This is a genomic window from Actinoallomurus oryzae, assembly GCF_039541955.1.
GTDB lineage: Bacteria > Actinomycetota > Actinomycetes > Streptosporangiales > Streptosporangiaceae > Actinoallomurus > Actinoallomurus oryzae.
In genome coordinates this window covers 423914-449699 of sequence record NZ_BAABHF010000046.1, presented here as the reverse complement: position 1 = coordinate 449699, position 25786 = coordinate 423914, and the positions used below count along the sequence as shown (strand labels likewise).

Here is a 25786-nt window from a genome sequence, read left to right as displayed (position 1 = left end):
ATGGGCACCACTCGCGCGAACCGCGTCGGCCTGGCCATCACCGGGCTGATCCTGTTCCTCGGAGGCCTCACGGCGGCGGTCCGCGGGGCCGCCTTCGTACCGCACCATCTGGGGGCGGCCCACGTTCCGGTCACCGGCCGCTTCGTGCGCGCCTTCGCCGACGCTCACCTGTGGTTCTGGATCGCGCTGGCGGCTTTCGCCGTCTCGATCGCCGTTCTGGCGCTGAGCTGGCTCGGCGCCCAGGCCCGCAGGCCGACCCTGCGGACCATCCGGGTGGAGCCGGACACGCGGCACGGCGCCACCACCCTGTCCGCTCACGCGGTCACCGACGCGCTGGAGGAGGACCTGAACGCCGACCCGTACGTGCGGCGTGCCACCGCGGGCCTGACCGGCAGCCGGACCCGTCCGCACCTGCTTATCGGCGTGACCGTCGACCCCGACACCGACCCGGCCGCCGCGCGGTCGAGCATCCAGGAGGCCGTCGAGCGGGCCCGGCGCGCACTCGGAAACGACGACCAGCCGGCCACCGTCCGCATCCGCGTCAGCCGTTGACCGGCGAGAATAGGACGCTTTTTTCCGGGCAGACAGCGGTGCATGACGCTCCCGGGTACAGCAACCTCGTACTGGATCGAATCGAGTGCCGACACCTCCTACCCGTCGCCGGCCGAGGACATCGAGACCGACGTCGCGGTGGTCAGGGGCGGCATCGCCGGGATCTGCACCGCCTTCGAACTCACGCGCGCCGGCCGCTCGGTGCGGGTGTTCGAGGCCGGCCGGATCGCCGCGGCGGTCACCGGCCACACCACCGGACGGCTGTCGGCCGCCCATCCGTGGATCTACCGGCCGCTCCGTGAGCGGCTCGGCGCCGAGGCCGCGCGCCGGTACGCGCGGTCGCAGCAGGAGGCCGTCGACCACGTCGAGGCCACCGCGTCCGAGCTGGGCATCGACTGTGAGATCGAGCGGCGCCCGTCCTACGTCTTCACCTGGGAGGAGGACGAGGCCGACGCGCTGCGGGCGGAGGCCGACGCCGTGAAGGACGCCGGCCTGGACGCCTCGTTCGTCACCGAGACGGACCTGCCGTTCGCGGTGGCCGGCGCGCTGCGGGTGGAGGAGCAGATCCAGTTCCATCCGCGCCGCTACCTGGTCGGCCTGGCCGAGGCCATCACCGCGAACGGCGGACGGATCCACGAGAACACCCGCGTCACCGACATCGAGGAGGGCGAGCCGTGCCTGCTGCGCACCGAGCACGGCGCCGTCGTACGGGCGAACGAGGTGGTGGTGGCCACGCTGGCGCCGGTGTTCGAGCAGCTTCGGCTGTCGACCCGGCTCAGCGCCATACGCGAGCTGGTGGTGGCCGCGCCGATCCCCGCCGACCGGGACCCGGGCGGGATGTACATCACGCGGGAGCTCAGCACCCGTTCCGTCCGCACCGCCCCGCTGCCCGACGGACGACGGCTGCTCCTCATCACCGGCGAGGGGTTCGCGCCCGGCGCCGGCCACGTCGCCGAACGGTACGAGCGGCTCATCGACTGGGCGGGAGGACACTTCGGCGCCACCGACATCACCCACCGCTGGTCCGCCCAGGACACCGAGACCACCGACACGCTCCCCTGGATCGGCCGCGCCCCGGGAACCGACCACGTCTTCGTCGCGACCGGCTACGCACGCTCGGGCATGAGCCACGGCGTGATGACCGGACGGCTGCTCGCCGACCTGCTGACCGGGCGCACGCCTCCGTGGGCCGACCTGTACGACCCGAGCCGCGTCCACCCGGCGCACGAGGCGTCCAAGACGGCCAAGAACGTCGCCGGCATCGCCGCCCACTACGTGGGCGACCGGGCCGCCGGCTGGACCGGCTCGATCGAGGACGTGCCCAAGGGCGGAGGCCGGGTCCTGACCGTCGGCGGACGGCCCTGCGCCGTCCACCGGGACGAGCACGGGAACCTGACCGCCGTCTCGGCCACCTGCCCGCACCGCGGCTGCGTCGTCGCGTTCAACGAGACCGAACGCACGTGGGAGTGCCCCTGCCACGGCTCCCGCTTCGCCGCCGACGGCTCACTGCTGAACGGCCCCGCCAACCGCCCCCTGCCCCCCGTCACCGACCTCCCCGACTGATCCAGGCGACGACCACGACGGACAGGCCGATGGGCAGAATTCCAGCATCACGGTGATCAGGACCCGTTCACTTTCTTTTTCGGACTTATCCCGATCTCACCCACGCAGGTGTGGATGAGTTCATGCGGCAGCGCGATGAGTTCAACTTCTCCGTCGGCCTTCAGTTCGGCGAACCGACCGTAGCCGAGATCCGTCGGCATCTCGTCGTACTCTCCCGGCGCCAGCACGAGCGAAACGCGGCTACTTCATGAGCGCAGGCTGTTTCGTCACCATCGACGGCCCGGGCGGTGCCGGAAAATCCACCCTCGTACCGCTCGTCACCGCACACCTTCACACCGCCGACGTCCCCGTACACGCCACCGCCGAGCCGTCGCGCGGCCCCGCCGGACAGCTCGCACGCACCCGCACCGACGTTTTCCACGGCCACGCGCTCGCCTGCCTCGTCGCCGCCGATCGATATCACCATCTCGAAACCGAGATCCAGCCAGCGCTGGAGGCAGGCAAAGTGGTCATCTGCGACCGGTACATGCCGTCCTCCTATGCACTACAGGTTCTCGACGGTGTCGGCGCGCGTTTCGTCGCCGACATCAATACGCACGCGCGGCGGCCCGATCTCGCGGTCATCCTGACCTGCGAACCGCACGTACTCCAGCAGCGCCTGGCCGCCCGAGGCTCCCACGGACGATTCGAGGACGATCCCCAACTGTCCCGCGCCGAAGCCGAACGGTTCACACAAATCGCCACCATGCTCGCCGACGAGGGAGTTCAGACATTGGTGCTCGACTCGACCCGGCACCATGCCAATTTCCTCGCCCAGCAACTGTTCACTGTCATTCAGACGCTACGGTCACAGACGCACCAGTGACCACGTATCTGGAGGACGCATGCCCGAGCGCTACCAGTCGATCATCGACGTCCACGTCATCCTCGAACGCGGACACGAGATCCTCCTGCTGGAGCGCCAGGGCACCGGATATTGCGACGGCATGCTCCATCTCCCCAGCGGCCACCTCGACGAAGGCGAACCCCTCGCCCACGGCGCCGCCCGCGAAGCCTGTGAGGAGGTCGGTATCCGTATCGATCCGAGCGACCTACGGCTGACCGCCGTGGTACACCACCGTCAGCGGCCTGACCTTGCCCGGGTCGGCATGTTCTTCGCCACCGGCCGCTGGGACGGGGAGCCGTACAACGCCGAGCCGCACAAGTGCGGCAAGCTCCTGTGGTGCGACCCCGCCGTGCTCCCCTCCAACACCATCGCCTACCCGGCCGCCGGAATCGGTCTGTACTTGGAGAACCGCCTCTACACCGCCCACGGCTGGTGAGCGGAGCGATGTAGATCGCCGCGATCGCTCGGTCAGGAAGAAGGGCACCGGTCTTCCCGGCTGATCCAGCGCCAGGTGACGACCACGGCGGACAGGCCGATGGGCAGCATCGCGACGATCATGGCGAGGCCGCCGGCCGCGTGGCGGTGGATGATGACCCACACTCCTGGCAGGTCCAGGGTCGGGGCGGCGAGGAAGAGGTAGACCGTACGGCCCGGGTCGCTCAGCCGGTGCCGCTCCCCCAGGACCGGCAGCCAGAAGCCGATCGCCATCGCCAGCAGGCATCCGTGCAGGGAAACGTCGAGAAGGGGCGGCGGCTCGCAGGACGCCATGAGGATCATGACCGCGGCGTGGCCCAGCACGAAGAGAGGCAGTATCGCCGCCGCGGGCAGCGCGAACCGGTCCGGGTTCAAGGCGGGATGGATCCGGCGGCCCAGTGACACCAGGCCCGGCGCCAGCAGCGAGGTGCACGCGCCGCCGAACGCCATGTGCACGACCTCGGCGTTCATCGGCGGCTCCGGCGGCGTTCGCGTACCGCCGCGATCGCCCGGGTGGCCGCGACGGCGAGCGCGGCACCGGTCACGAGCCGGATGACGCGGCGCGTCCGCCGCGACCTTCCGCGGCCGGACGGTTCCGGGCCCGTGGGCACGGGCCTGGGTGGCGGGCCCACGACCGCCTTCTCGCCGCGTGCCGAGACCAGGGCCAGCGCCAGCGCGACGAGGCCGGCCAGGGCGAGCAGCCGGCTGAAGATGGCCGCCAGCCCGGCCAGGAACGCCGCGGCGCCGACCATGGCCGCGGACGTGCTGCCGGTCGCCCGATGGTGCCGGGGCGGGACGCCTTCAGGTCTCCGGCCGCCCCGCCCGAACACGCCGAAGGCCACGATGAGAGAGAGCCCGCCCGCGTACACCATCAGCGCGATGAGGTCTTCGAGGTGGTAGACGAGCGTGGTGTACACCAGCAGCACGGCGAGGAGAAGAGCGTTGAAGGCCGACCAGCCGAGTACGACGAGGACACCCGGCCGGTTCACGTGACTCTCTCGGAGGCGGCGCGGCGGCGCAGATCCAGCAGCGGCGCGTAGCCGGTGATCGGCGGCAGCGGCTCGGTGAAGTTCACCGGCGGTGGCGGCGAGGAGGTCGCCCACTCCAGCGTGGTGCCCTGCCAGGGGTCGGCGGGGGCGGCGGCCGGACGCCGGAGCGTGACGACGAGGTTCGCCACGAACACCAGCATGGCCGCCGCCATGATCGCGGCTCCCACGCTGGACACCAGGTTGAGCGCCCCGAAGCCGTCGGAGCGGTCGTAGGTGTTCACGCGGCGGGGCATGCCGTGCTGACCGAGCCAGAACATGGGCAGGAAGGTCAGGTTGGTGCCCACCACCAGCAGGGCGAAGTGGATCCGGCCCAGCCACTCGTTCAGCAGCCTGCCGGTCACCTTGGGGAACCAGAAGTACAGGCCGGCGAACAGGCCGAAGAAGCTGCCGGCCATGAGGGTGTAGTGGAAGTGCGCGACCAGGAAGTAGCTGCCGCGCACGTGGTAGTCCACGACGGGAGTGCCGACCATGATGCCGGTCAGCCCGCCGATCAGGAACTGCGGGATGAAGGCCAGCGCGAACAGCATCGGGGCGCGGAACACCAGGCTTCCGCCGACGATCGTGCCCACCATCCCGAAGTACTCCAGGCCCGCCGGGATGAGCAGGGCGATCGACGTCAGCGAGTAGTAGTCGTTGGCCACCTGGCCGGTGGTGAACATGTGGTGCCCCCACACGCTCATCGACAGCCCGGCGAAGGCCAGGAGCGACACGACGGTCGGCTTGTAGCCGAAGAAGGGGCGGCGGGAGAAGGTGGAGAGCACCTCGGCGACGGCCCCGACGAACGGGAAGAACATGACGTACACGACGGGGTGCGCGTAGAACCAGAACAGGTGCTGGTAGCCGATGTTCCACACGTTGTGGATGACGGCCGACGGCGCCATCCGGCCGGCGATCATGAGGCCGAGGGCGACCAGCAGAGACGGGAACGCGCCGACGATCATCAGGTTGGTGGCCACCGTCGCCCAGGTGAACACCGGCAGCCGGAGCATGGTCATGCCCGGTGCCCGCAGGAACATGACCGTCCACAGCACCGTCGCGCCGATGAAGATCATTCCGACGGTCGACAGGAACACCCCCAGGATCCAGACGTCCTGCCCGGATCCGGGGCTGTAGACGCTGTTGGACAGCGGCATGTACGCGGTCCAGCCCGTGTCGGCCGCCCCGGTCGCCAGCGCGAACCCGCCCAGCATGGCGATCGCGCCGAACAGGTAGAGCCAGTAGCCCAGCATCGTCAGCCGCGGTGCCGCCACGGTGGACGCGCCGATCTGCAACGGCACCAGATACAGCCCCATCGCCAGGGCGAACGGGGTGACGACCAGGTAGATCATGCCCGAGCCGTGGATGGTGAAGACCTCGTTGTACTCGTGCGCCGCGAGGAAGTGGTTCCGCGCCCAGGCCAGCTGGTAGCGCATCAGGAGGGCGAGAATCCCCATCGCGAAGAAGATCACGAGTGCGGTGCCGCCGACCAGGATCGCGATCCGCTTGTGGTCGGTCGTCGTCAGCCACGCCCGCGCACCCGCGGTGGCCGCCGCCTCCTCCGTCGTCGTGCTCACGGAGTCCCCGGGTGCTGCTGAAGCCATCGGCGGTACTCGTCCGGCCGTACGGCGCGCAGGTAGAAGTGCATGAACGAATGCCGGTTCCCGCAGAACTCCGCGCACCTCCCGAGCCACTGGCCCGGCTCGTCGAACCGCAGGGTGAAGGCGTTGGTGTGGTGGGGAAAGGCGTCGACCTTGAACTTCAGCGCCGGCACCCACATGGAGTGCTCGACGTCGGAGGAGGTGAGCCGGAACCGGACCGGTCGTCCCGTGGGCACGACCAGCACCGGGTAGTGCCGGCTCGACGCACAGCTTCCGCCGACCGACGTACGGCGGTCGAGGTAGTCGAAGCGCCAGCACCACTGGAAGGCCGTCACCTTCACGTTCTCGGCGGGGTCTCCGGAACGGGCGGGGTCGGAGGTCGCGCGGTGCAGCCGGGTGTTGGCCGACGCGGTCGCGTACACCAGGAAGGCCGCCACCCCGGCGAGCAGCACCGCGTACGCCAACTCCAGCTTGGGCAGCTCGATGCGCCCGGACGCGGAGCGGCCGGCCCGCGCCCGGCGGAGCACCACCGCGTAGATCACCGTCGCCAGGACGATGACGAAGACCGCTCCGGCGATCGCGGTCTCCATGGGAAAGATCTCGCCGAACACCTGCCGGTAGATCACTGCGTCTCCGCCTCGTCGGTCGGTGGCCGGCCCTGCGCGGAGACGATCTCCTTCTTCTCGGACAGGTAGAGACGGTTCATCCGGGCGCGGACCTGGGCCCTGATCCGGTTCGGTGTCGGCAGCGGGATCAGGTGCCGGGGCAGCGGCTCGGGCTCGGCCGGCCGGGTGGCCAGGCGCGCCCGCGCGTCCGCGCCGACGTCCACTTCGAGCTCCCGGTAGGCGCCGCCGGGAAGGCGTTCGATGACTCCGCTGAGATCGCCGTACGCCGCCCTCCAGCGGTCACGGCGCTGCAGGCGCAGGCACACCCTCCGGGTGACGACGAACGCCACCACCGGTCCGAGGACGAAGCCGATCCGGAAGAACCAGACGACGTCCTCGATCGAGAGCTGGAACACCGCGGCGAAGACGTCGTCGCCGCCGGCCGCCCACAGCACCCCGTACGCCGTGACCGCGGCGGCGCCGACCGCCGTACGGGTCGGGGCGTTCCGTGGGCGGTCCAGTACGTCGTGGAAGCGTGCGTCGCGGGTCGCCCATCGCTCGAAGAACGGGTACAGGGCGATCAGCGCGAGCATGGTGGCCGGGACGCCGACGCCGGGCAGGAACACGTTCCAGATGAGGTCGTGGCCGGCGACCGTCGTGGTGAGGTTCGGCCAGATGCGCAGCGCGCCCTCGAGGAACCCGATGTACCAGTCGGGCTGGGAGTTGGACGACACCAGCGACGGGCGGTACGGGCCGTACAGCCAGATGGGATTGATCTGCGCGGCGGTCCCCAGAAACGCCAGCACGGCGAAGATGAAGAAGAAGAACGCCGTGGTCGAGCCCATGAAGCCGGGGAACAACGGGTCGCCGACGACGTTGGCCTCCCGCTGCCGCGCGCCGGGCCACTGGGTGTGCTTCTGATGCCACAGCACGATCATGTGCGCGGTGATCAGGCCCAGCAGGAGCCCGGGGACGAGCAGGACGTGCACGGTGAACAGCCGGGGGATCAGGTCCTCCCCCGGATACTCACCGCCGAAGATGAAGAAGCTCAGGTACGTTCCCACCACCGGGATCGACAGCACGATGCCCTGCGCGATCCGCAGGCCCGTCCCGGACAACAGGTCGTCGGGCAGCGAGTAACCGGCGAACCCCTCCAGGATCGCCAGGGCGAACAGCGCCGTGCCGATCAGCCAGTTGATCTCTCTGGGCTTGCGGAACGCCCCGGTGAAGAAGATCCGCAGCAGGTGCAGCATGATCGCCGCGAGGAAGAGGTTCGCCGCCCAGTGGTGGATCTGCCGGATCAGCAGACCGCCGCGGACGTCGAAGCTGATGTTCACGGTCGAGGCGTACGCCTGGCTCATCCGGACGCCGCGGAGCAGCGGCACGGAGCCGCGGTAGGTCACCTCCGAGGCGGAGGGATGGAAGAAGAAGGTCAGATAGACGCCGGTCAGGATCAGGATCGCGAAGCTGTACAGGGCGATCTCACCCAGCTGGAACGACCAGTGCTCGGGAAACGCCTTCCTCACCTCGTCGCGCAGGATCCCGGCCAGGCTGAGACGGTCGTCGAGCTTCTTGGCGACCGCTCCTCCCCGTGAGCCCCCGCCCGTACGGTCTGCGCCCATGTCCCTGGTCCGCCGTCCCCGGTCACGTTCTCGGACCGGACGCGACCGGTGCCGATGAGTCGGCGACCAGAGCGTGGCGGCCCAGGTAGTAGTCCAGGAGGCGACGGGTCTCGGCGAGGGAGTCGGCCCAGCGACGGAGCCGGGCGTCTCCCGTCGCGGTGAGGTAGTACATGCGGCGCCTCGGCCCCGTCTCGGAGGTCTCCCACTCCGAACGGACCATGCCCTGTTCTTCGAGGGACCGGAGCTTGCGGTAGAGGTTGCCCGAATCGCCGTCCGCGATCCCGAACGCCTTCAGCCGTTCGAGCAGCTCGTATCCGTGCGCGGGCCGCTCCCGCAGGAGCAGCAGCACGCAGCCCTGCAGGAAGTTGCGGGGCTCGGCGCCCGCCCGCACGGCGAAGGCGTCGGCGAGCCCGCCAACGCCCGCGGGCGTGGTGTCCGCCGGCCGCTCGGGCGCGACCATCACGGCCGCACCTCCGGCGCCGGCGCGAGCCGTCCGGCGACCACAGTGCCGTACATCATGTGGTCGATGGCGAGCATGGCACGGTGGGCCAGGCGCCTCTGCTCCCGGTACTGCACGCCGAGGAGCGGGCCGATCCCGAGCTCGAAGCCCAGCCACACGACCAGGCCGTACAGGGGGCCGACGTACGGGTTCGCCCGCAACCGGCACGGGAGCAGGCCGAACGCCGCTCCGCCGGCCGCACCGTAGGCCCAGTGCACCAGCTCGATGATCGCCGACCGGTGCTCGGTGGCGAGCCGCTTGACCTTCTTCGGGGCGTGCCGCTCGATGATGACCTCGGGCGGGCTCTTCTCCAGCAGGCCGATGTTGGCGGTGAAGTCCCGCAGGCCGGACATGGCCATCGCGGCGATCAGCCCGCGCACACCGGCACGGACGGTCGATGCTGCGTCTGGCACGGCCCACCTCCGCCATCGAGTCCTCGTACGGGAAGCGACACAGTTCCTGACTCATACCCGGGCCGATCGCCGTCGCACCCGCTGCCACCTGCGAAGACTCACCGCTAGGTGCGTCACGCACCTAGCCGTCCGTCACTTACGGCGCGCCGCCGCGGCTTGCTAGACCGGAGTAGCCGAGACGCGGTCATGGGGAGGACGGGGACGATGGAGGCGAATCCGGTCGACGCCGCCGTCTTCGACCGCGCCCTCGCGGTGGCCGACGCCGTCCTGTACGAGGGCTACCTGCTGTACCCGTACCGGCGTTCGTCGGCCAAGAACCGGTTCCGCTGGCAGTTCGGCGTGCTCACCCCGCGGACGTGGGCGGAGGCGCGGGACACGGCGGACACCGGGGTCGCGGGCTCGGCCGAGGGCTGGTGGCAGCGCACCGAGTGCCTGCTGGAACCAGGCCCGGGCGAGGCCGTGGTGCGCTGCCGTCTCCGCTTCCTGCAACTGGTCGGCCGGTCGATCGAGGAGCGCCTGCCGGACGGCGGCCACCGCCCCGCCGGCGAACTGGTCACCGGCTCCGGACTCGCGGTGGGCTTCGACGCGGCGCTGCCGCGCGACTTCGACCTGTGCGTCCGCCTCGCCGACGTCCTGGACCACGAGCAGAGAGTCGACCTGCACGCCCCCGGCGGTAAGGACGTCGAGACGCTCGGCGACGACGAAGGCCGCCCGGTGGGCCGTGCGCTGTCGCGCCGGTGGCCCGTACGGGCGTCGCTGATCGTCTCGGCGACCCGGTGTTCGACGCCCGCTCCGCTGTTCCGGCTGTGCGTGCGCGTCGAGAACACCGATGACACGACGCCTCCGGACGCGCCGCGCGAGGAGGCCCTGCGCCGCTCGCTGATCGCGACGCACTCACTGCTCGCGGCCGGAGAGTCGTCGTTCGTCTCGCTGCTCGAACCACCCGGCTGGGCGGAGGCCGAGGCGCGCGCCTGCGCGAACGTCCACACGTTTCCCGTGCTGGCGGGCGAACCCGGCACGCGCGACCTCCTGCTGTCCTCGCCGATCCTGCTGTACGACCACCCGCGGATCGCGCCGGAGAGCCCGGGCGACCTGCACGACGCCGCCGAGATCGACGAGATCCTCTCGCTGCGCACGCTGACACTGACCGACGAGGAGAAGCGGGAGGCGCGCGCCACCGACCCGCGAGGCGCGGCGATCGTCGACCGCGTCGACACGATGCCGCCGGAGATCTTCTCCCGCCTGCACGGGGCCATCCGCTCGCTCGGCCCGGCATCCCCGAACGAGGAGTCCCGATGAAAACGATGATGGACGCGATCGAACTGCTCGAACACGACCACCGGATGGTCGAACAGCTCTTCCGCGACTACCGGTCCGCGGCGTCGGACGAGCAGCGGCGCGGGGTCGTGGAGATCCTGATCCGGGAGTTGTCCAAGCACGCCGCGCTGGAGGAGCTGACCGTCTACCCGCTCGTCCGGCGGCTGCTGCCGGAGATGGCGGACGAGGTCGACGACCACCTGGACGAGCACATGGAGGTCAAGAACCTTCTCGCCGCCCTGGACCGGCTGTCCGCCGGAGACGACCGCGAAAGCGAACTCGTCGCCCGGCTGCGGCGCGAGGTCGAGCACCACGTGCACGACGAGGAGACCAAACTCCTGCCGGCCCTGCGCGACGCCGCCGACCAGGCGGAACTCGACGCACTCGGCCGGCGGCTGAGGCAGGCCAAGTCCGCGGCGCCCACGCGCCCGCACCCCGGCGCCCCCAACCGGCCGCCCGCGCTCGCCCTGGCGGCGCCGATCGCCGCGTTCTACGACCGCATCCGTGACCGGCTGGGAGGGAGACCGCGAACATGAGCATCGACGCCGGAACCGAGGACGTCGCCCGCGAGCCGACGAGCCGCCCGGAGGGAGAGGGCTTCGAGCACATCGACATCCTGTGGATCTCCGAGGGGATGAGCTGCGACGGCGACAGCGTCGCGATGACCGCCGCCTCGCAACCGCCGATCGAAGATGTCGTCCTCGGCCTCATCCCCGGCCTTCCCGAGGTCAGCCTGCACAACAAGGTGCTGTCGCCCACCCAGGGCGGTGACTCGTTCCTCGCGCCCTTCCGCGCCGCGGCCGCGGGGGAGCTCGCGCCCTTCATCCTCGTCATCGAAGGGTCGATCCCCAACCAGAACATCATCTCCGGGGGCGGTTACTGGACCTCCTTCGGCAACGACCCGGACACCGGCGAACCGCTGACGCTCAACTGGTGGATCGACCACCTGGCACCCAAGGCCTGGGCGGTGGTCGCCGCGGGCACCTGCGCGACGTACGGCGGCATCCACGCCATGGCCGGCAACCCGACCGGATGCATGGGACTCGCCGACTACCTCGGCTGGGACTTCAAGTCCACCGGCGGGCTCCCGATCGTCAACGTGCCCGGATGCCCGATCCAGCCCGACAACTTCATGGAGACCCTCACCTGGGTCCTCCAGCACGCCGCCGGTGACGCGCCCCCGCCTCCGCTGGATCAGATGCTCCGCCCGCAGTGGCTGTTCGGCAAGACCGTGCACGAGGGGTGTGACCGGGCCGGCTACTACGAGCAGGCCGACTTCGCCCACGACTACAACTCGCCCAAGTGCCAGGTGAAGGTCGGGTGCTGGGGACCGGTGGTCAACTGCGACGTGCCCAAACGCGGCTGGATGGGCGGGATCGGCGGCTGCCCCAACGTGGGCGGCATCTGCATCGGCTGCACGATGCCCGGCTTCCCGGACAAGTTCATGCCCTTCATGGACGAACCGCCGGGAGGGTCGCTGTCCTCCATGATCGCCAAGCCGTACGGCGCGCTCATCCGCCGGATGCGCGGCCTCACCAACCACGCCCTGAACACCGAGCCCAAGTGGCATCACAACGAACCCGAGCTGACCAGTGGTTATGACCCGCGCTGGCGTCCGTGACGGACCGGCCGGACAACGAGGAGGGCTTTCGAGATGGCCATGACCGAACGGTCGCGATCCGGTGCGGACGGCGAGCAACTGGTCGAGATGACCTGGGACCCGATCACCCGCATCATCGGCAACCTGGGCATCTACACGAAGATCGACTTCAGCAACCGGCGCGTCGCCCAGTGTCATGCCACATCGTCGCTGTTCCGCGGCTACTCGGTGTTCATGAAGGGGAAGGACCCGCGCGACGCCGGCTTCATCACCAGCCGGATCTGCGGCATCTGCGGCGACAACCACACGACCTGCTCGGTCTACGCGCAGAACATGGCGTACGGCATCAAGACCCCGCCGCTCGGGGAGCACATCCTGAACCTGGGCGAGGCGGCGGAGTACATGTTCGACCACACGCTGTTCCAGGACAACCTCGTCTTCATCGACTTCTGCGAGGCCATGGTCAAGAAGACCAACCCGAGCGTGCTCAAGCGTGCGAGGCAGACGGAGGCGCCCCACGCCGAGATCCACGGCTATCGCACCATCGCCGACATCATGGAGGCCTACAACCCGTACGAAGGCGCGGTCTACAAGCAGGCGTTGCAGGTCAGCCGGACGACCCGTGAGATGTTCTGCAAGATGGAGGGCCGGCACGTCCACCCCTCGACCGTCTATCCCGGCGGAGTCGGCACCATGCCGGAGCCGACCACGTTCACCGACTACCTGACCCGGCTGGTGTCGATCCTCGACTTCGTCAAACAGGCCGTCGCGATGAACGATGACGTCTTCGACTTCTTCTACGAGGCGCTGCCGGGCTATGAGGAGGTCGGGCGCCGCCGTGTGCTGCTCGGCTGCTGGGGCGCCTGGCAGAACCCCGACGTCGTCGACTACCGGTACGAGAACATGACCAACTGGGGACGGGCGATGCAGGTCACCCCGGGAGTCGTCGTGGACGGCGAGCTGGTCACCACCGACCTCGTCGACATCAACCTCGGCATCCGCATCCTGCTCGGCAGCTCCTACTACGAGGACTGGGTGAACGAGGAGCCGTTCGTCACCCACGACCCGCTGGGGAACCCGGTCGACATCCGCCATCCCTGGAACCAGACGACGATCCCGCTGCCGCAGAAGCGCGACTTCGACGACAAGTACAGCTGGGTCATGAGCCCGCGCTGGCTGGACCGGCGCAGCGGCGAACTCCTCGCGCTCGACACCGGCGGCGGGCCGTTCGCGCGCCTGTACGTGACCGCCCTGGCCGGGCTGGTGGACACGCCGTACGTGAAGGCGACCGGCTCCAGCGTCCGCATCACCCTGCCCAAGAGCGAGAAGCTGCCCGAGACGACCCTGGAGTGGAGGATCCCGCAGTGGTCCAACGCCATCGAGCGGGACCGGGCGCGCGCCTACTTCATCGCCTACTCGGCGGCCATGTCGCTGTACTTCCTGGAGCGGGCCATGGGGCTCGTACGGGCCGGCGACACCAAGGTGTTCGAGGACTTCACGGTGCCGGACGAGGGCATCGGCTGCGGGTTCCACGAGGCCGTACGCGGTGTGCTGTCCCACCATCTCGTCATCAAGGACAAGAAGATCGCGAACTACCACCCGTACCCGCCGACCCCGTGGAACGCCAGCCCCCGCGACGTCAACGGCGTGCCCGGGCCGTACGAGGACGCCGTACAGGACATGCCGATCTTCGAGGAGAACGGGCCGGAGGACTTCGTCGGCGTCGACATCATGCGCGCGGTGCGCAGCTTCGACCCCTGCCTGCCGTGCGGCGTGCACATGTATCTCGGCGGCGGCAACGTCCTGAAGAAGCTGCACTCGCCGACCTTCGGGGCGGCGCATGGCTGACCGCCCGATCCGCGGCCTGCCGGACAAGGACGTCGAAGATCTCCTCCGCCGGCTCGAAACGCTGCTCGACCGGCTGGAGCGGGCCACCGGACCGGTCGCCGAACTCGCCGCGCAGGCGATGGAGGGCCTGGCCCTGATGTACGGCACCGCCCTCGCACGCGTCGTCGCGCGGGCCGCCGACGACGCGCCCGATCTGGTCCCGTCGCTGGTGGACGACGAGCTCCTGCACCACCTGCTGGCCCTGCACGGCCTCCATCCGCAGTCGGCGCGCGAGCGCGTGCTGCGCGCCCTCGAGGAGATCGGGCCGCGACTGCGCTCCCACGGCGGCGACGTCGAACTGATCGAGGTGAAGGACGAGGTCGCCCGGGTGCGGTGGTCCGCCGCCGGCTGCGGCTCCACGTCCGCGGCGATCGGGCAGATGATCAGGGACGCCGTCCTCGGCGCGGCACCCGAGCTGCGGGTTGAGACCGTGAACGCGTCCGGGAGCACGAGGCCTCCCACGCTCATCCCGGTGGAGTCGCTGCTGCGCGGACCGACGTCGCGCGTCAACGGTGATCCGAGATGATCGCGGGCGCGCTGCCTCGCCTGATCCGCCGCACTGCCGCCGACCGGTCCCGCCGGCGGCCGTGCGACCTCTGCGGCACCCCGCTGGCCGAGGACCACCGGCACCTGCTCGACGTACGCGACCGGCGGCCACTGTGCGCCTGTTACGCCTGTTCGGTGCTGTTCCAGCGGGAGGAGGCCGGCGAGGGCCACTACCGGCTCGTGCCCGATCGCCGGGTCCCGGTCAGCGGCCTGCCACCGGCGCGCCTGGGCGTACCGGTCGGCCTGGCGTTCTTCGTCCGGCAGGCCGACGGTCAGGTGGTCGCCCACTACCCCAGCCCGGCGGGGGCGACCCGGTGGACCATCGAGCCACGGGCCTGGGAGTCGGCCGTCCGCCTCTGCCCCGCTCTGGCGGACCTGCGCACCGAGGTGGAGGCGCTGCTCGTCAACACCGCACGCGGGCGCTCCGAGGCGTGGCTGGTCCCCATCGAGGACTGTTACCGGCTGATCGCGGTCGTACGCCGCCACTGGACGGGGATGTTCGGTGGTGACCGGGTATGGCCTGAGATCGAGCGGTTCTTCGATGACCTGAGGAGGTGCCATGGGACAGATACGAACCGGTAAACCGCACACCAGGCCCGACGCCCCGGCCCACGTGAAGGGCACGCGCGAGGGCAACGCGAAACGCTCCAACAGCCGGCAGGTCGGCCATCACGACGACGGCACCGCCGACGCGCGCCGTTCCACGGGCATCAGGCCCAGAAAGCACAACGCGATTCTCAAGATCATGCCCAACCTGCCGCCGGGCTGACACGACTCTTCGGGAGCGTCCATGGTCAAGAAACTGCTGATCGGAGCCGCCGTCGCCGGCGTCATCGGCATGGCGATCCGCGAATTCCCCGCGCTCAGGCGCGAGATAAAGATCTGGCGTATGTGAGTACGCCCCGGCTGAACGCGTCGGACGGTGGCCCGGAGGACGATCCCTCCGGGCCACCGTCGTACCACCGCCGGCACCATGTCCACGACAGCGACGGGGCTATGCGGCCACCTGGATCACTTGCTTGCCCACCACGCCGCCCCGTTCGAACGCCTGGTGCGCCGCGGCCGCCTCCGCGAGCGGATACACGCCGTCGACCAGCGGGCGCAGCGCACCCGAAGCGACACGGTCGGCCAGATCGCGGAGCACGGCGGTGTCGGGGTTGGCGCTGAACGTGCGGATGCGGCGAGAACCGTACACGCTCGAGGCGGCGATCGCGGCCAGGGCGGATGCGGACAGTGCGACGGTGACCATGCGGCCTCCCTTGGCCAGCCGGCTTCGGTAGCAGTTCAGTTCCGTGCCGACGGTGTCGAAGATGACGTCGAAGGGGCCGATCTGGTCCGAGGTGGTGGAGCCGTAGTCGAAGACCTCGTCGGCGCCGAGGCCGGTGAGGAGCCGGGCGTGGCGGTCGCGGGCCAGGGCGGTGACGTGAGCGCCCATCGCGTGTGCCAGTTGCACCGCGGCCGTGCCGACACCGCCGGCCGCGCCCCGGACCAGAATCCGTTCCCCGGAGGCGAGGTGCGCGTTGTCGCGCAGCGCGATCAGCGCAGTGGCGCCCGCGACGACCAGAGACGCCGCTTCGACCGGCGAGACGTCCGCCGGCGCGTGCGCGATGCGGTCCGCGGGCACCACGACGTATTCGGCCGCCCCGCCGGTGGTGTGCCGCTGCCGGGGATGCACCGTGCCCCACACCCGGTCCCCGACCTGGTAGCCCTCGACGCCGGCACCGGTCGCGGCGACGACGCCTGCGAAGTCCAGCCCCACACCGATCGGGAATCGGCGTCCCGAGACCATCTTCAACCCTCCCGCGCGGACGATCACGTCGTGTCCGTTCACGCTGGACGCCTCGACCGACACCAGTACCTCGCCCGTACCGGGAGCGGGACGGGTGACCTCGTTGATCCGCAGGACGTCCGCCGCACCGTAGCTCATGACCTGAACGGCCTTCATGTCGTTGTCCTTTCCGTGGCCGGCTGTGTTGATCCGATGCTGGACCCCGCGCGGGGATTCACGGTCGTTCCCCTTTTCCTGGGTCTGGCAGACCCACCCTCACGAGGCGAGCTCGCGGCATACTGACGCCGTGACCGATGACCCGCTCGTCCTGAGTGACGATCCCCGACGTGAACTCGCCGAGTTCCTGCGAGCCCGCCGGACTCGGCTGCTGCCACAGGATGTCGGCCTGGAACCCGGACCGAGACGGCGCGTCACCGGGCTGCGGCGGGAGGAACTGGCCCTGCTGGCCGGGGTCAGCCCGGACTACTACCAGCGCATGGAGCAGGGGCGCGATGTCCGGCCCTCCGAACAGGTCCTGGACGCTCTCGCACGTGCCCTCAACTTCTCCGCAGAGGAGTCCCGGCACCTGCACAGCCTCGCCGCCGCCGCACGCACGCCCCCCGCCCGCGGCCCACGCGACCGCGCGCCGGAGGAGGTACCGCCCACCACGCTGCGGCTGCTGCGCACCATGACCACGCCCACGATGGTCGTTGGCCGTTTCCTCGACATCCTGGCGTGGAACCCGCTGGCCGGTGTTCTGCTGGGCGACTTCACCCGGCTTCCGCAGGCCGAGCGGAACCTGCTCATGCTGCTGTTGCACCCCGAAGCCGACCAGGAGTGCCCGGACCGGGCGGCCACGGTCGCCGAACTGATCGGGATGCTGAGGGCCCAGATCGCCGCCGACCCGGGGCACCCGCGCGGCGTGGCACTCGTCGGCGAACTCGCCGTCCGCAGTGACGAGTTCGCGACACTGTGGGCACGCCACGACGTCGAAGCGGTCACCCGCGGCCGGATGCGTGTCAATCACCCGATGGTCGGCGAGTTGAATCTCGACTGGGACGCCTACCCGGTGCCCGGTGCTCCGGGCCCGGTGCTCATCACCTACACCGCCGAAGCGGGAGGCCCGGACGAAGAGCGACTCCGGTTGCTGGCCACCCTGCTCGACGCATCGGACACGACATCGGCGGTCACCCCACAACCGTGACATGACGGCCTGCTCGCGGCTGGTGTCATGGACCGGACCCGGCACCTGACAAAGGACAACAACTGACCCACGGCCGGCCTGGGCATTCTGCGGCCCTAGCCGGGCGTACGGCTCTCGAAGGCGGCGCGGTCGGGGGCGGGAAGCCACTGGCGCCGCAGGTCCAGCGGCCGGTACTCCGCCGCGACGTGGCGGGCGAGCAGGCCCAGGGCCGGATGCTGGCCGTGCCGGTGGTGGAGCAGCAAGAACGGGTAGACGGGCACGGGGTCCACGACGGGCACACGTACGGCGTCCGGGTGCCAGGGGACCCGTGTCCCCTCGCCGATGAAGCTCGCCCCTCGGCCGGAGGCGACCTCCGCCACGAAGTGCTCCCAGCCGAAGTCCGGCCCGGAGGTGTCGATCCGTATGCCGAACTCGGCGCCGAGGAGGTCGTAGTACTCGGCCCACTCGCTTCCGGCGACGTTGCCGGGCATCCACACGGTGGAGCCGGACAGCCGCGCCATCTCCACCCGCGTCAGGCCGGCGAGCGGGTGGTCGCGGCCGACGAGGAGATGCAGCGGTTCCAGGTACGCCGGCACGCGCACGATCTCCTCCGGCACCTCGGTGGCCCGGCAGAACGCCGCGTCCACGGATCCGCGGATGAGCGCGCTGCGGGCGGACCTGAGCCCGTTGGAGGTGACGATCTCGATGTCCACGTCCTCGACCGTCTCGTGGAACGCCTGGATCAGGTCGATGGACGCCAGCCGGGTGTCCAGTACGTCGACCCGGAGCGCCCGGCGGCGACGGCCGTGCAGCATCTCCAGCGCCTGGTCGGCGATGTTGACGAGGGAACGTGCGTGCGGGAGGAACGCGGTGCCGGTCTCGGTGAGCTGCGCCCCCGTGCGCGAGCGTGCGAACAGCCGGACGCCGAGGTCGGACTCGAGCTTCGCGACGCGCTTGGAGATGGCCTGCTGGCTGATCCCCAGCCGGGCCGCGGCCTCGCTGAAATAGCGGTCCTCGGCGACGGTGACGAAGGCGCGGACCGCGGCCAGATCCAGGTCCGCGCCGCCTCGTTTAACAACCGATGGTTGTGAAGAATCGGCGTGTCGATTGTTGGACAACTGCGCCAGCCCTCGGGTCGAATGCTCGGGTTCGCGAGTGAGCCTACAACCGAAGGGCGTGGTCGCCGATGCGGTCCTTCGTGCATCTCCACGTGCACACCGAGTACAGCATGCTCGACGGCGCCGCCAAGGTCGGCCTACTGATGGACGAGGTGGCCCGGCAGGGGATGCCGGCGGTGGCGATGAGCGACCACGGCAACGTGCACGGCGCGTACGAGTTCCACCGGACGGCGGCCAAGGCGGGGATCAAGCCGATCATCGGCATCGAGAGCTACGTCGCCCCGGCCTCCCGGTACCACCGCGAGGCGGTGTACTACAGCGACGACCTCGCCCTGCGCCGGTCCAACGACGAGACCGGGGCGGGCGGTGACGTCTCCGGGCGCGGCCTGTACACGCACATGACGATGTGGGCGCAGGACGCCGAGGGCCTGCGGAACCTGTTCCGGCTCCAGTCGCGCGCCTGGCTCGAAGGCCACGTGCAGAAGTACCCGCGGATGGACGACAAACTGCTCGCCGAGCACGGCCGGGGCATCATCGCCACGACCGGCTGCCCCTCCGGCGCGGTGCAGACCCGGCTCCGGCTCGGCCAGTACGACGAGGCCGTCGCGACCGCCGCCACGTACCGGGACATCTTCGGCAAGGAGAACTACTTCCTGGAGCTGATGGACCACGGGCTCGCCATCGAACGCCGGGTCCGCGACGACCTGCTGCGGCTCGCGCGAGAACTGGACCTGCCGCCCCTGGCCACCAACGACTCCCACTACGTGACCGAGGACCAGGCCGAGGCGCACGACGCGCTCCTGTGCATCGGCACCGGCAAGCGCCTCGCCGACCAGAACCGGTTCCGCTTCTCCGGGAGTGGCTACTTCATCAAGACCGCCGAGGAGATGCGGGCGCTCTGGGACGCGGAGGTCCCCGGGGCGTGCGACAACACGCTCCTCATCGCCGAGCGCGTCGGCGACTACGGCGAGGTGTTCGCCCACCGGGACCTGATGCCGAAGTTCCCGGTCCCCGAGGGCGAGACCGAGTCGTCGTGGCTGCGGAAGGAGACCCTGGCGGGGGCGCGGCGCCGTTACGGGGGCGAGCCGCCGCAGGAGACCCTGGACCGCATCGACTACGAGCTGTCCGTGATCGACGACATGGGCTTCCCCGGCTACTTCCTCGTCGTCGCCGACATCTGCCGGTACGCCCGCGCGAACGGCATCGGTCTGGGCCCGGGCCGCGGGTCCGCGACCGGATCGATGGTCGCCTACTGCACGGGCATCACCGAGCTCGACCCGATCGAACACAAGCTGATCTTCGAACGCTTCCTCAACCCCGAGCGCGTGACGATGCCCGACGTCGACCTGGACTTCGACGACCGCCGCCGCGACGAGATGATCGACTGCGTCACCGCCAAGTACGGCGACGATCGGGTGTGCCAGATCGTCACCTTCGGCACGATCAAGGCGAAGGCCGCCGTGAAGGACGCCTGCCGCGTGCTGGGCTACCCGTACGCGCTCGGCGACCGGATCACCAAGGCGTTCCCGGCCGCGGTCGGCGGCAAGGAGATCCCGCTGTCCGCCATCCAGGACGAGGGCCATCCCCGCCACGGCGAGGCCGCCGAGCTGCGGAAGATGTACGAGGAGGAGCCCGACGTCAAACGCGTCGTCGACACCGCCATGGGGGTCGAGGGCCTGACCCGCGGCACCGGCATCCACGCGGCGGGCGTGATCCTGTCGTCCGCGCCGCTGGTCGACGTGCTGCCGCTGGTGAAGCCGAAGCAGGACGGTCCGGTCATCACCGGGTTCCCGTTCACGCAGGCAGAGGAGATGGGCCTGCTCAAGATGGACTTCCTCGGCCTGCGGAACCTCACCGTCATCGGCGACGCGATCGCCAACGTCAAGGCGAACAAGGGCATCGACATCGACATCCGCGAGGTGCCGCTCGACGACCCGACGACCTACGAGCTGCTGGCGCGCGGCGACACGCTCGGGGTGTTCCAGCTCGACAGCGGCGGGATGCGGGTTCTGCTGCGGCTGATGCGGCCGACGGTGTTCACCGACATCGCCGCGGTCAACGCCCTGTACCGGCCGGGGCCGATGGAGATGAACGCCCACACCAACTACGCGCTCCGCAAGACCGGGAGGCAGAAGGTCGAGCCGATCCACCCGGAGCTGGAGGAAGTGCTCGAACCGATCCTGGGCGACACCTACCACCTGGTGGTCTTCCAGGAGCAGGTCATGGCGATCGCCCAGCGGCTCGCCGGGTACTCCCTCGGCGGCGCCGACATGCTGCGCCGCGCGATGGGCAAGAAGAAAAAGGAGGTGCTGGACGCCGAGTGGGGCAGGTTCTCCGCCGGCATGAGGGAGCGGGGCTTCTCCGACGAGGCGATCAAGGCCGTCTGGGACGTGCTCGTGCCGTTCTCCGGGTACGGCTTCAACAAGTCGCACACCGCCGGGTACGGCGTCGTCTCCTACTGGACGGCCTACCTCAAGGCGAACCACCCCGCCGAGTACCTCGCCGCGCTGCTCACCTCGGTCGGCGACGACAAGGACAAGATGGCCGTCTACCTGTCGGACTGCCGCCGCCTCGGCATCAAGGTGCTGCCGCCGGACGTCAACGAGAGCGAGCTGAACTTCGCCGCCGTGGGGAAGGACATCCGCTTCGGGCTCGGTGCCGTCCGCAACGTCGGCGCGGGCGTCGTCGAGGCGATCGTGAGCGCCCGGCGCGCGAAGGGCGGCTACACCTCCTTCGACGACTTCCTGGCCAAGGTCCCGCCGGCCGTGTGCAACAAGCGCGTGATCGAGTCGCTGGCCAAGGCCGGCGCGTTCGACGGCCTCGGCCACCGGCGCAAGGCCCTCGTCCTGGTCCACGAGCAGGCGATAGACGCGATCATCGACGTCAAGCGCAACGAGGCCGGCGGCCAGGACTCGCTCTTCGGCGCGCTCGACGACGCCGGCGACGACTCCGCCGGTGTGTTCTCGGTCGCGATCCCGGACGTGGAGTGGGACAAGAGCACGCTCCTGGCCTTCGAGCGGGAGATGCTCGGCCTGTACGTCTCCTCCCATCCCCTCGACGGCGCCGAGCGCGTCCTGGCGGCCCACCGCGACACCACGATCGCCGAGCTCCTGGCCTCCGGCCGTACGGAGGGTCACGTACGGGTGGCCGGGATCGTCTCGGGCCTGCAGCGCAAGGTCACCAAGCAGGGCAGCGGGTGGGCGATCGTCACGCTCGAGGACCACGACGCCGCGGTGGAGTGCCTGATCTTCCCCAAGACTTACACCCTGTACGGCGAGGCGCTGGCCGAGGACCGCGTGATCTCCGTACGGGGCCGGATCAACGTGCGCGACGAGACGGTGAGCGTCTACGGCGAAGAGATCACCGTCCTCGACGTCTCCGCGGCGGACGCCGAGCCGCCCGTGGTCATCTCGGTCGAGGAGACCCGGCTGAACGCACGGCTCGTCGAGGAGTTCCGGCGCATCCTGGCCACCCACCCCGGCCGGGCGCCGGTCCACATGCGCGTACGCCGACACGGCACGAAGAGCGTGCTGGTGGACCTGCCGTTCCAGATCATCCCGGAGCCGGCGTTCTACGGCGACGTCAAGGCGCTGCTCGGCGCCGACGCGATCGGCGGGTCATGATCGGCGTGTGTCCTCGCTGCCGCCGCGGCGAGGTTCTCGCGGTCCTGCGCCTCCCCCACACCTGGACGAACGCGTCCGGAGGCCGGGTCCGGGGGATCGGCGAAGTCCTCCTGTGCGCTCACTGCGACGCGGACGATCCCCTCACCCGGTACTTCACCGCCCATGAGCGCGTACGTCCGGAGGACGCCGCCCGGCTCGCGACGGATCTGCTCCGCTGGATCGAGCAGGCGCGACCGCCGAAGCCGGACGAGAACGCGCTGAGGGCCGAGGCCGAGGCCTGGTACCGCGGCGAGCTGTGACCTCACGCCTCCGGCGGATCCTCGCAGAGCGCCAGCTGGTCGAACCGACCAAGGCGATGCGCGTCGGGTCGTCCGGCGGGTGAACCCGCAACGTTGGTGAGTGCTACTATCCAACTATTAGATAGTGGCACTCCCCAATAAGAGGAGGACCTGGTGCCGACACTTCCCTGGGTGGTTCCGAACCCGCCCTCGCCGGACACGCAGGCGTACGTCATGGCCTCGCGGTTCGAGGTCCGTTCCTACCGAGACGTCCCGCGGTTCTTCCTGAAGTCGCTGTCCGCCTGGCGCCAGGTGCGGTCGGCGCCGGGCGCCCTGGGCGCCTCCCTCATCGCCCAGCCGTGGAAACGCACCTTCTACACCCTGTCCGCGTGGGCCGACCGCGACGCGCTCTACGCCTACGCCCGCGCGGAACCGCACCGCGGCATCATGACCGCGCTGCGCTCCACCATGCGCGGCTCGGTCTTCACCTTCTGGGAGGTCCCCGCGGGACAACTGCCGATCACCTGGGAGGAGGCCCACCGCCGTCTCGCCGACCAGGAACGGGCCGACGCCGCCGACTCCCCCGAGCGGGTCCGAGCACGGTGACCGCGCGCTCAGGCCGCGCCTTCCCGCCCCACGGAACGCGCGGCCCCCGGGCCGTGAGGTGACGGAACCCGAAGCTCCGCGCCGGTCGCGGCCCGGACGGCCGCCGGCGTGACGCCGGGGGCGCACTCGGCGAGAGTGAGCCCGCCGGGAGTCACGTCGATGACGCCGAGGTCGGTGATGATCCGGTCGACGCAGGCCGCGCCGGTGAGCGGGAGCGTGCAGGTCTCCACGATCTTGGGGGCGCCCGACCGGGCGCGGTGTTCCATCACGACGATGACCCGGCGGGCGCCGTGCACCAGGTCCATGGCGCCGCCCATGCCCTTGACCATCGCACCGGGGATCATCCAGTTGGCCAGGTCGCCGCGGGCCGATACCTGCATGCCGCCGAGGACGGCCACGTCGATGTGGCCGCCGCGGATCATCCCGAAGGACAGCGCCGAGTCGAAGAACGACGCGCCCGGCACGACCGTGACCGTCTCCTTGCCCGCGTTGATCAGGTCCGGGTCGACCTCGTCCTCGGCCGGGTACGGCCCGAGGCCGAGCAGGCCGTTCTCCGACTGGAGCGTGACCCGGACGCCGGGCGGGAGGTGGTCGGGCACCCGGGTGGGCAGCCCGATGCCGAGGTTGACGTAGTCGCCGTCGCGCAGCTCGGCGGCGGCGCGCGCCGCCATCTGGTCCCTGGTCCACCCGGTCATCGGCGCACCGTCCGCTTCTCGATTCGCTTGTCGGCCGCCTGGGCCGGGGACAGCGGGACGACGCGGTCGACGAAGACGCCGGGCAGGTGGACGTCGGCCGGGTCGAGGGCGTCGACGACGTGTTCGGCCTCGACGACGGTGACCCGCCCCGCCATCGCGCACAGCGGGTTGAAGTTGCGCGCCGTCGCGGCGAACCGCAGGTTGCCGTGGCGGTCGGCGACCGCGGCGTGCACCAGCGCGTAGTCGCAGGTGATCGCCTCTTCCAGAACGTAACTCCGGCCGTCGAAGACGCGCGTCTCCTTGGCGGGCGAGGCCACCTGGACGTCGCCCGCCGCGTCGTACCGCCAGGGCAGCCCGCCGTCGGCGACCTGCGTGCCGACGCCCGCCGGGGTGTAGAAGGCCGGGATGCCGGTGCCGCCGGCCCGCAGCCGTTCGGCGAGCGTCCCCTGCGGGGTCAGTTCGAGCTCGATCTCGCCGCCGAGGTACTGCCGCTCGAACTCCTTGTTCTCCCCCACGTACGAGCTGATCGCGCGGGAGATCCGGCCGGCGGCGAGCAGCGGCCCGAGGCCCGCGCCGTCCACGCCGCAGTTGTTGGACACCACGGACAGGCCGCTCGCCCCGTGCGCCAGCAGCGCCTCCAAGAGCACGCCGGGAACACCGCACAGGCCGAAGCCACCGACGGCGAGTGAGGCGCCGTCGGCGATGTCCGCGACGCTCTCCTCGGCCGTGCGGACGGTTACGACGCTCACGCCATCGCCTCCTTCGCCCACGCGACGGCCTCGTCCCAGCCGCCGCGCTCGGCCAGCCGGCGGCGGCCGAGGCCCAGCAGGCGCGGAGCGTCGACGGTGAGCACGGCCTCCAGCCGCTCGGCGCGGCCGAACAGCGCCAGCGCGCGGTTCCCGTTCTGGGCCGTCCACACGGTGGAGTCCGGCGCGGCGTGCCCGCAGAACTGGACCTTGTGCTCGAACAGGTCGGACCAGAAGTAGGGCGGGGTGGCCCAGCCCCGGCTGTCGCCGGTCGCGATGGCCCGGGCGACCAGGGCCGCCTGGTCGCGCGCGCTGGTCCACTGCTCGACGCGCTGGTGCCGGCCGGTCAGCTCGTTGCGCCAGCGGGCGACGTCGCCGACCGCCCAGACGCCGGGCACGGACGTACGGCCGTGGGCGTCGCAGACCACTCCGTCGCTCACCTCGACGCCGCTGCCGGAGAGCCAGCCGGCGTTCGGCACGGCTCCGGCGCCGACGACCACGAGGTCCGCCGGGACCACCGAGCCGTCCTCCAGCCGGACCCCCTCCGGGCACGTCTCGGCCACGGCCGCGCCGAACCGCAGGTCGGTGCCGCGCGCCAGGTGAGGCCGGACGCACAGCGCGCCGGCCCGCGGGCCGAGCACGCGTGTCAGCGGGCCCGGCTCGCGCTCCAGCACGGTGACGTTCCAGCCGCGGTCGACCGCCGCGGCGGCCACCTCCAGCCCGATGAAGCCGGCGCCGAGCACCACCAGCCTGCCGGGGTCGGCCAGCGCCGTCCGGAGCCGGCCGGCGTCGTCGTGGTCGCGCAGGTAGTGGACGCGGGGACCGTCGACGCCCGGCAGGCGCCGGGCCCGCGCCCCGGTGGCGATCACCAGGTGGTCCCCGGTGGCGAGGTCGTCCTCGTCGAGCACCACGCCGTGCGGGCCGGTGACGAGGCCGGTGGCGCGGCGGCCCAGAGACAGCTCAACGCCGGCCTCGTCGTACCACGATCGCGGGCGCAGCGGCGGTGGATCGTCCGGCGCGTCCGCCCGGAGCAGCGCCTTGGACAGCGGCGGCCGGTCGTAGGGCAGCCGGCTCTCGGCGCCGAACAGCCGGATCGGGCCGGAGTAGCCGTGCTCGCGCAGGCTCTCGGCCACGCTCACCCCGGCCACCGAGGCGCCCACGATGATCACGCCCGGCACG

Annotated in this window: 28 protein-coding genes; 15 read left to right on the top strand and 13 right to left on the bottom strand. The window is 70.6% G+C overall.

From position 1 onward, the window contains the following. Together ABEA10_RS38455 and ABEA10_RS38450 are read left to right on the top strand one after the other, a co-directional pair. The gene (locus ABEA10_RS38455) at positions 1 to 552 is read left to right on the top strand and encodes an Asp23/Gls24 family envelope stress response protein (protein ID WP_345472547.1); all 552 of its coding nucleotides are present in this window, start codon (positions 1 to 3) and stop codon (positions 550 to 552) included. A 42-nt stretch (positions 553 to 594) separates the two neighbouring features. Then, positions 595 to 2115: an FAD-dependent oxidoreductase gene (locus ABEA10_RS38450; protein WP_345472545.1), complete on the top strand. Its 1521-nt coding sequence runs from the start codon at positions 595 to 597 to the stop codon at positions 2113 to 2115. A 56-nt stretch (positions 2116 to 2171) separates the two neighbouring features. Here ABEA10_RS38450 and ABEA10_RS38445 read toward each other — a convergent pair whose 3' ends face one another. After that, a complete protein-coding gene (locus ABEA10_RS38445; RefSeq protein WP_345472543.1) occupies positions 2172 to 2342 on the bottom strand; it encodes a hypothetical protein in 171 nt (56 codons plus the stop codon). 20 nt (positions 2343 to 2362) lie between these two features. Here ABEA10_RS38445 and tmk point away from each other — a divergent pair, with 20 nt between their 5' ends. Both tmk and ABEA10_RS38435 read left to right on the top strand, forming a co-directional pair. Then, complete coding sequence (gene tmk / locus ABEA10_RS38440; protein WP_345472541.1) at positions 2363 to 2980, top strand: dTMP kinase; 618 nt, start codon at positions 2363 to 2365, stop codon at positions 2978 to 2980. Positions 2981 to 2999: 19 nt separating this feature from the next. Then, positions 3000 to 3437, top strand: a complete 438-nt coding sequence (locus tag ABEA10_RS38435; protein ID WP_345472539.1) for an NUDIX hydrolase — start codon at positions 3000 to 3002, stop codon at positions 3435 to 3437. 32 nt (positions 3438 to 3469) lie between these two features. Here the strand turns inward: ABEA10_RS38435 and ABEA10_RS38430 are convergent, their stop codons facing one another. The 7 genes from ABEA10_RS38430 to ABEA10_RS38400 are packed head-to-tail and all read right to left on the bottom strand — an operon-like array spanning position 3470 to position 9240. Beyond that, entirely contained in the window at positions 3470 to 3946 is a 477-nt protein-coding gene (locus ABEA10_RS38430) for a hypothetical protein (protein WP_345472537.1), read from the bottom strand. After that, complete coding sequence (locus tag ABEA10_RS38425; protein WP_345472535.1) at positions 3943 to 4464, bottom strand: hypothetical protein; 522 nt, start codon at positions 4462 to 4464, stop codon at positions 3943 to 3945. The genes ABEA10_RS38430 and ABEA10_RS38425 overlap by 4 nt, the downstream gene beginning before the upstream one ends. Continuing rightward, on the bottom strand, positions 4461 to 6077 hold the full coding sequence (locus ABEA10_RS38420; RefSeq protein WP_345472533.1) for a cytochrome c oxidase subunit I: 1617 nt from the start codon (positions 6075 to 6077) through the stop codon (positions 4461 to 4463). Before ABEA10_RS38420 ends, ABEA10_RS38425 begins: the two co-directional genes overlap by 4 nt. Further along, a complete protein-coding gene (locus tag ABEA10_RS38415; RefSeq protein WP_345472532.1) occupies positions 6074 to 6727 on the bottom strand; it encodes a cytochrome c oxidase subunit II in 654 nt (217 codons plus the stop codon). The genes ABEA10_RS38420 and ABEA10_RS38415 overlap by 4 nt, the downstream gene beginning before the upstream one ends. Beyond that, positions 6724 to 8328 carry a cytochrome bc1 complex cytochrome b subunit gene (qcrB, locus tag ABEA10_RS38410; RefSeq protein WP_345472531.1) on the bottom strand — a complete coding sequence of 535 codons (1605 nt, stop codon included), beginning with the start codon at positions 8326 to 8328 and terminating at the stop codon, positions 6724 to 6726. The genes ABEA10_RS38415 and qcrB overlap by 4 nt, the downstream gene beginning before the upstream one ends. A 22-nt stretch (positions 8329 to 8350) precedes the next feature. Further along, a complete protein-coding gene (locus ABEA10_RS38405) occupies positions 8351 to 8788 on the bottom strand; it encodes a helix-turn-helix transcriptional regulator (protein WP_345472844.1) in 438 nt (145 codons plus the stop codon). Continuing rightward, entirely contained in the window at positions 8788 to 9240 is a 453-nt protein-coding gene (locus ABEA10_RS38400) for a hypothetical protein (protein ID WP_345472529.1), read from the bottom strand. The genes ABEA10_RS38405 and ABEA10_RS38400 overlap by 1 nt, the downstream gene beginning before the upstream one ends. 204 nt (positions 9241 to 9444) lie before the next feature. On the opposite strand from ABEA10_RS38400, the gene ABEA10_RS38395 reads away from it, so the two are divergent. Genes ABEA10_RS38395 through ABEA10_RS38365 form a run of 7 tightly spaced genes read left to right on the top strand, consistent with a single transcriptional unit; the run spans position 9445 to position 15359 of the window. Continuing rightward, positions 9445 to 10539, top strand: a complete 1095-nt coding sequence (locus ABEA10_RS38395) for a hypothetical protein (protein ID WP_345472528.1) — start codon at positions 9445 to 9447, stop codon at positions 10537 to 10539. Continuing rightward, entirely contained in the window at positions 10536 to 11093 is a 558-nt protein-coding gene (locus tag ABEA10_RS38390; protein WP_345472526.1) for a hemerythrin domain-containing protein, read from the top strand. Before ABEA10_RS38395 ends, ABEA10_RS38390 begins: the two co-directional genes overlap by 4 nt. Next, a complete protein-coding gene (locus tag ABEA10_RS38385; protein WP_345472524.1) occupies positions 11090 to 12178 on the top strand; it encodes an NADH-quinone oxidoreductase subunit B family protein in 1089 nt (362 codons plus the stop codon). Before ABEA10_RS38390 ends, ABEA10_RS38385 begins: the two co-directional genes overlap by 4 nt. A gap of 33 nt (positions 12179 to 12211) precedes the next feature. Then, complete coding sequence (locus ABEA10_RS38380) at positions 12212 to 14005, top strand: nickel-dependent hydrogenase large subunit (RefSeq protein WP_345472522.1); 1794 nt, start codon at positions 12212 to 12214, stop codon at positions 14003 to 14005. After that, positions 13998 to 14570 carry a NifU family protein gene (locus tag ABEA10_RS38375; RefSeq protein WP_345472520.1) on the top strand — a complete coding sequence of 191 codons (573 nt, stop codon included), beginning with the start codon at positions 13998 to 14000 and terminating at the stop codon, positions 14568 to 14570. Before ABEA10_RS38380 ends, ABEA10_RS38375 begins: the two co-directional genes overlap by 8 nt. Then, positions 14567 to 15172 (top strand): DUF5947 family protein, encoded by a 606-nt coding sequence (locus tag ABEA10_RS38370; protein WP_345472518.1) that lies wholly within the window; start codon positions 14567 to 14569, stop codon positions 15170 to 15172. The genes ABEA10_RS38375 and ABEA10_RS38370 overlap by 4 nt, the downstream gene beginning before the upstream one ends. After that, positions 15150 to 15359, top strand: a complete 210-nt coding sequence (locus tag ABEA10_RS38365) for a hypothetical protein (RefSeq protein WP_345472516.1) — start codon at positions 15150 to 15152, stop codon at positions 15357 to 15359. Before ABEA10_RS38370 ends, ABEA10_RS38365 begins: the two co-directional genes overlap by 23 nt. Positions 15360 to 15584: 225 nt before the next feature. Here the strand turns inward: ABEA10_RS38365 and ABEA10_RS38360 are convergent, their stop codons facing one another. Further along, positions 15585 to 16535, bottom strand: coding sequence for an NADP-dependent oxidoreductase (locus tag ABEA10_RS38360; protein WP_345472514.1), 951 nt, complete (start codon positions 16533 to 16535; stop codon positions 15585 to 15587). Positions 16536 to 16665: 130 nt separating this feature from the next. On the opposite strand from ABEA10_RS38360, the gene ABEA10_RS38355 reads away from it, so the two are divergent. Continuing rightward, positions 16666 to 17562 carry a helix-turn-helix transcriptional regulator gene (locus tag ABEA10_RS38355; protein WP_345472512.1) on the top strand — a complete coding sequence of 299 codons (897 nt, stop codon included), beginning with the start codon at positions 16666 to 16668 and terminating at the stop codon, positions 17560 to 17562. A 95-nt stretch (positions 17563 to 17657) separates the two neighbouring features. Here the strand turns inward: ABEA10_RS38355 and ABEA10_RS38350 are convergent, their stop codons facing one another. Next, positions 17658 to 18659, bottom strand: coding sequence for a LysR family transcriptional regulator (locus ABEA10_RS38350; RefSeq protein WP_345472510.1), 1002 nt, complete (start codon positions 18657 to 18659; stop codon positions 17658 to 17660). A 68-nt stretch (positions 18660 to 18727) separates the two neighbouring features. Here ABEA10_RS38350 and dnaE point away from each other — a divergent pair, with 68 nt between their 5' ends. The 3 genes from dnaE (at position 18728) to ABEA10_RS38335 (ending at position 23166) form a co-directional block, all read left to right on the top strand. Continuing rightward, positions 18728 to 22282 carry a DNA polymerase III subunit alpha gene (gene dnaE, locus ABEA10_RS38345; protein ID WP_345472509.1) on the top strand — a complete coding sequence of 1185 codons (3555 nt, stop codon included), beginning with the start codon at positions 18728 to 18730 and terminating at the stop codon, positions 22280 to 22282. Continuing rightward, positions 22279 to 22581 (top strand): DUF6300 family protein, encoded by a 303-nt coding sequence (locus ABEA10_RS38340; RefSeq protein WP_345472507.1) that lies wholly within the window; start codon positions 22279 to 22281, stop codon positions 22579 to 22581. The genes dnaE and ABEA10_RS38340 overlap by 4 nt, the downstream gene beginning before the upstream one ends. Positions 22582 to 22734: 153 nt before the next feature. Next, the gene (locus ABEA10_RS38335; protein ID WP_345472505.1) at positions 22735 to 23166 is read left to right on the top strand and encodes a DUF3291 domain-containing protein; all 432 of its coding nucleotides are present in this window, start codon (positions 22735 to 22737) and stop codon (positions 23164 to 23166) included. An 8-nt stretch (positions 23167 to 23174) separates the two neighbouring features. On the opposite strand, the gene ABEA10_RS38330 is transcribed toward ABEA10_RS38335, so the two are convergent. From ABEA10_RS38330 to ABEA10_RS38320, 3 genes are read right to left on the bottom strand one after another with little or no spacing between them, the layout of a single operon-like run. After that, positions 23175 to 23861, bottom strand: a complete 687-nt coding sequence (locus ABEA10_RS38330; RefSeq protein WP_345472503.1) for a CoA transferase subunit B — start codon at positions 23859 to 23861, stop codon at positions 23175 to 23177. After that, positions 23858 to 24610 (bottom strand): CoA transferase subunit A, encoded by a 753-nt coding sequence (locus ABEA10_RS38325; protein WP_345472499.1) that lies wholly within the window; start codon positions 24608 to 24610, stop codon positions 23858 to 23860. Before ABEA10_RS38325 ends, ABEA10_RS38330 begins: the two co-directional genes overlap by 4 nt. Beyond that, entirely contained in the window at positions 24607 to 25785 is a 1179-nt protein-coding gene (locus tag ABEA10_RS38320) for an NAD(P)/FAD-dependent oxidoreductase (RefSeq protein ID WP_345472498.1), read from the bottom strand. The genes ABEA10_RS38325 and ABEA10_RS38320 overlap by 4 nt, the downstream gene beginning before the upstream one ends. Position 25786 lies beyond the last annotated feature (1 nt).

Coding starts and splice junctions, on each gene's coding strand:
- ABEA10_RS38455 (WP_345472547.1), top strand. CDS start 1: ATGGGCACCACTCGCGCGAACCGCGTCGGCCTGGCCATCACCGGGCTG.
- ABEA10_RS38450 (WP_345472545.1), top strand. CDS start 595: ATGACGCTCCCGGGTACAGCAACCTCGTACTGGATCGAATCGAGTGCC.
- tmk (WP_345472541.1), top strand. CDS start 2,363: ATGAGCGCAGGCTGTTTCGTCACCATCGACGGCCCGGGCGGTGCCGGA.
- ABEA10_RS38435 (WP_345472539.1), top strand. CDS start 3,000: ATGCCCGAGCGCTACCAGTCGATCATCGACGTCCACGTCATCCTCGAA.
- ABEA10_RS38430 (WP_345472537.1), bottom strand. CDS start 3,946: ATGAACGCCGAGGTCGTGCACATGGCGTTCGGCGGCGCGTGCACCTCG.
- qcrB (WP_345472531.1), bottom strand. CDS start 8,328: ATGGGCGCAGACCGTACGGGCGGGGGCTCACGGGGAGGAGCGGTCGCC.
- ABEA10_RS38405 (WP_345472844.1), bottom strand. CDS start 8,788: ATGGTCGCGCCCGAGCGGCCGGCGGACACCACGCCCGCGGGCGTTGGC.
- ABEA10_RS38395 (WP_345472528.1), top strand. CDS start 9,445: ATGGAGGCGAATCCGGTCGACGCCGCCGTCTTCGACCGCGCCCTCGCG.
- ABEA10_RS38390 (WP_345472526.1), top strand. CDS start 10,536: ATGAAAACGATGATGGACGCGATCGAACTGCTCGAACACGACCACCGG.
- ABEA10_RS38385 (WP_345472524.1), top strand. CDS start 11,090: ATGAGCATCGACGCCGGAACCGAGGACGTCGCCCGCGAGCCGACGAGC.
- ABEA10_RS38380 (WP_345472522.1), top strand. CDS start 12,212: ATGGCCATGACCGAACGGTCGCGATCCGGTGCGGACGGCGAGCAACTG.
- ABEA10_RS38375 (WP_345472520.1), top strand. CDS start 13,998: ATGGCTGACCGCCCGATCCGCGGCCTGCCGGACAAGGACGTCGAAGAT.
- ABEA10_RS38370 (WP_345472518.1), top strand. CDS start 14,567: ATGATCGCGGGCGCGCTGCCTCGCCTGATCCGCCGCACTGCCGCCGAC.
- ABEA10_RS38365 (WP_345472516.1), top strand. CDS start 15,150: ATGGGACAGATACGAACCGGTAAACCGCACACCAGGCCCGACGCCCCG.
- ABEA10_RS38360 (WP_345472514.1), bottom strand. CDS start 16,535: ATGAAGGCCGTTCAGGTCATGAGCTACGGTGCGGCGGACGTCCTGCGG.
- dnaE (WP_345472509.1), top strand. CDS start 18,728: ATGCGGTCCTTCGTGCATCTCCACGTGCACACCGAGTACAGCATGCTC.
- ABEA10_RS38340 (WP_345472507.1), top strand. CDS start 22,279: ATGATCGGCGTGTGTCCTCGCTGCCGCCGCGGCGAGGTTCTCGCGGTC.
- ABEA10_RS38330 (WP_345472503.1), bottom strand. CDS start 23,861: ATGACCGGGTGGACCAGGGACCAGATGGCGGCGCGCGCCGCCGCCGAG.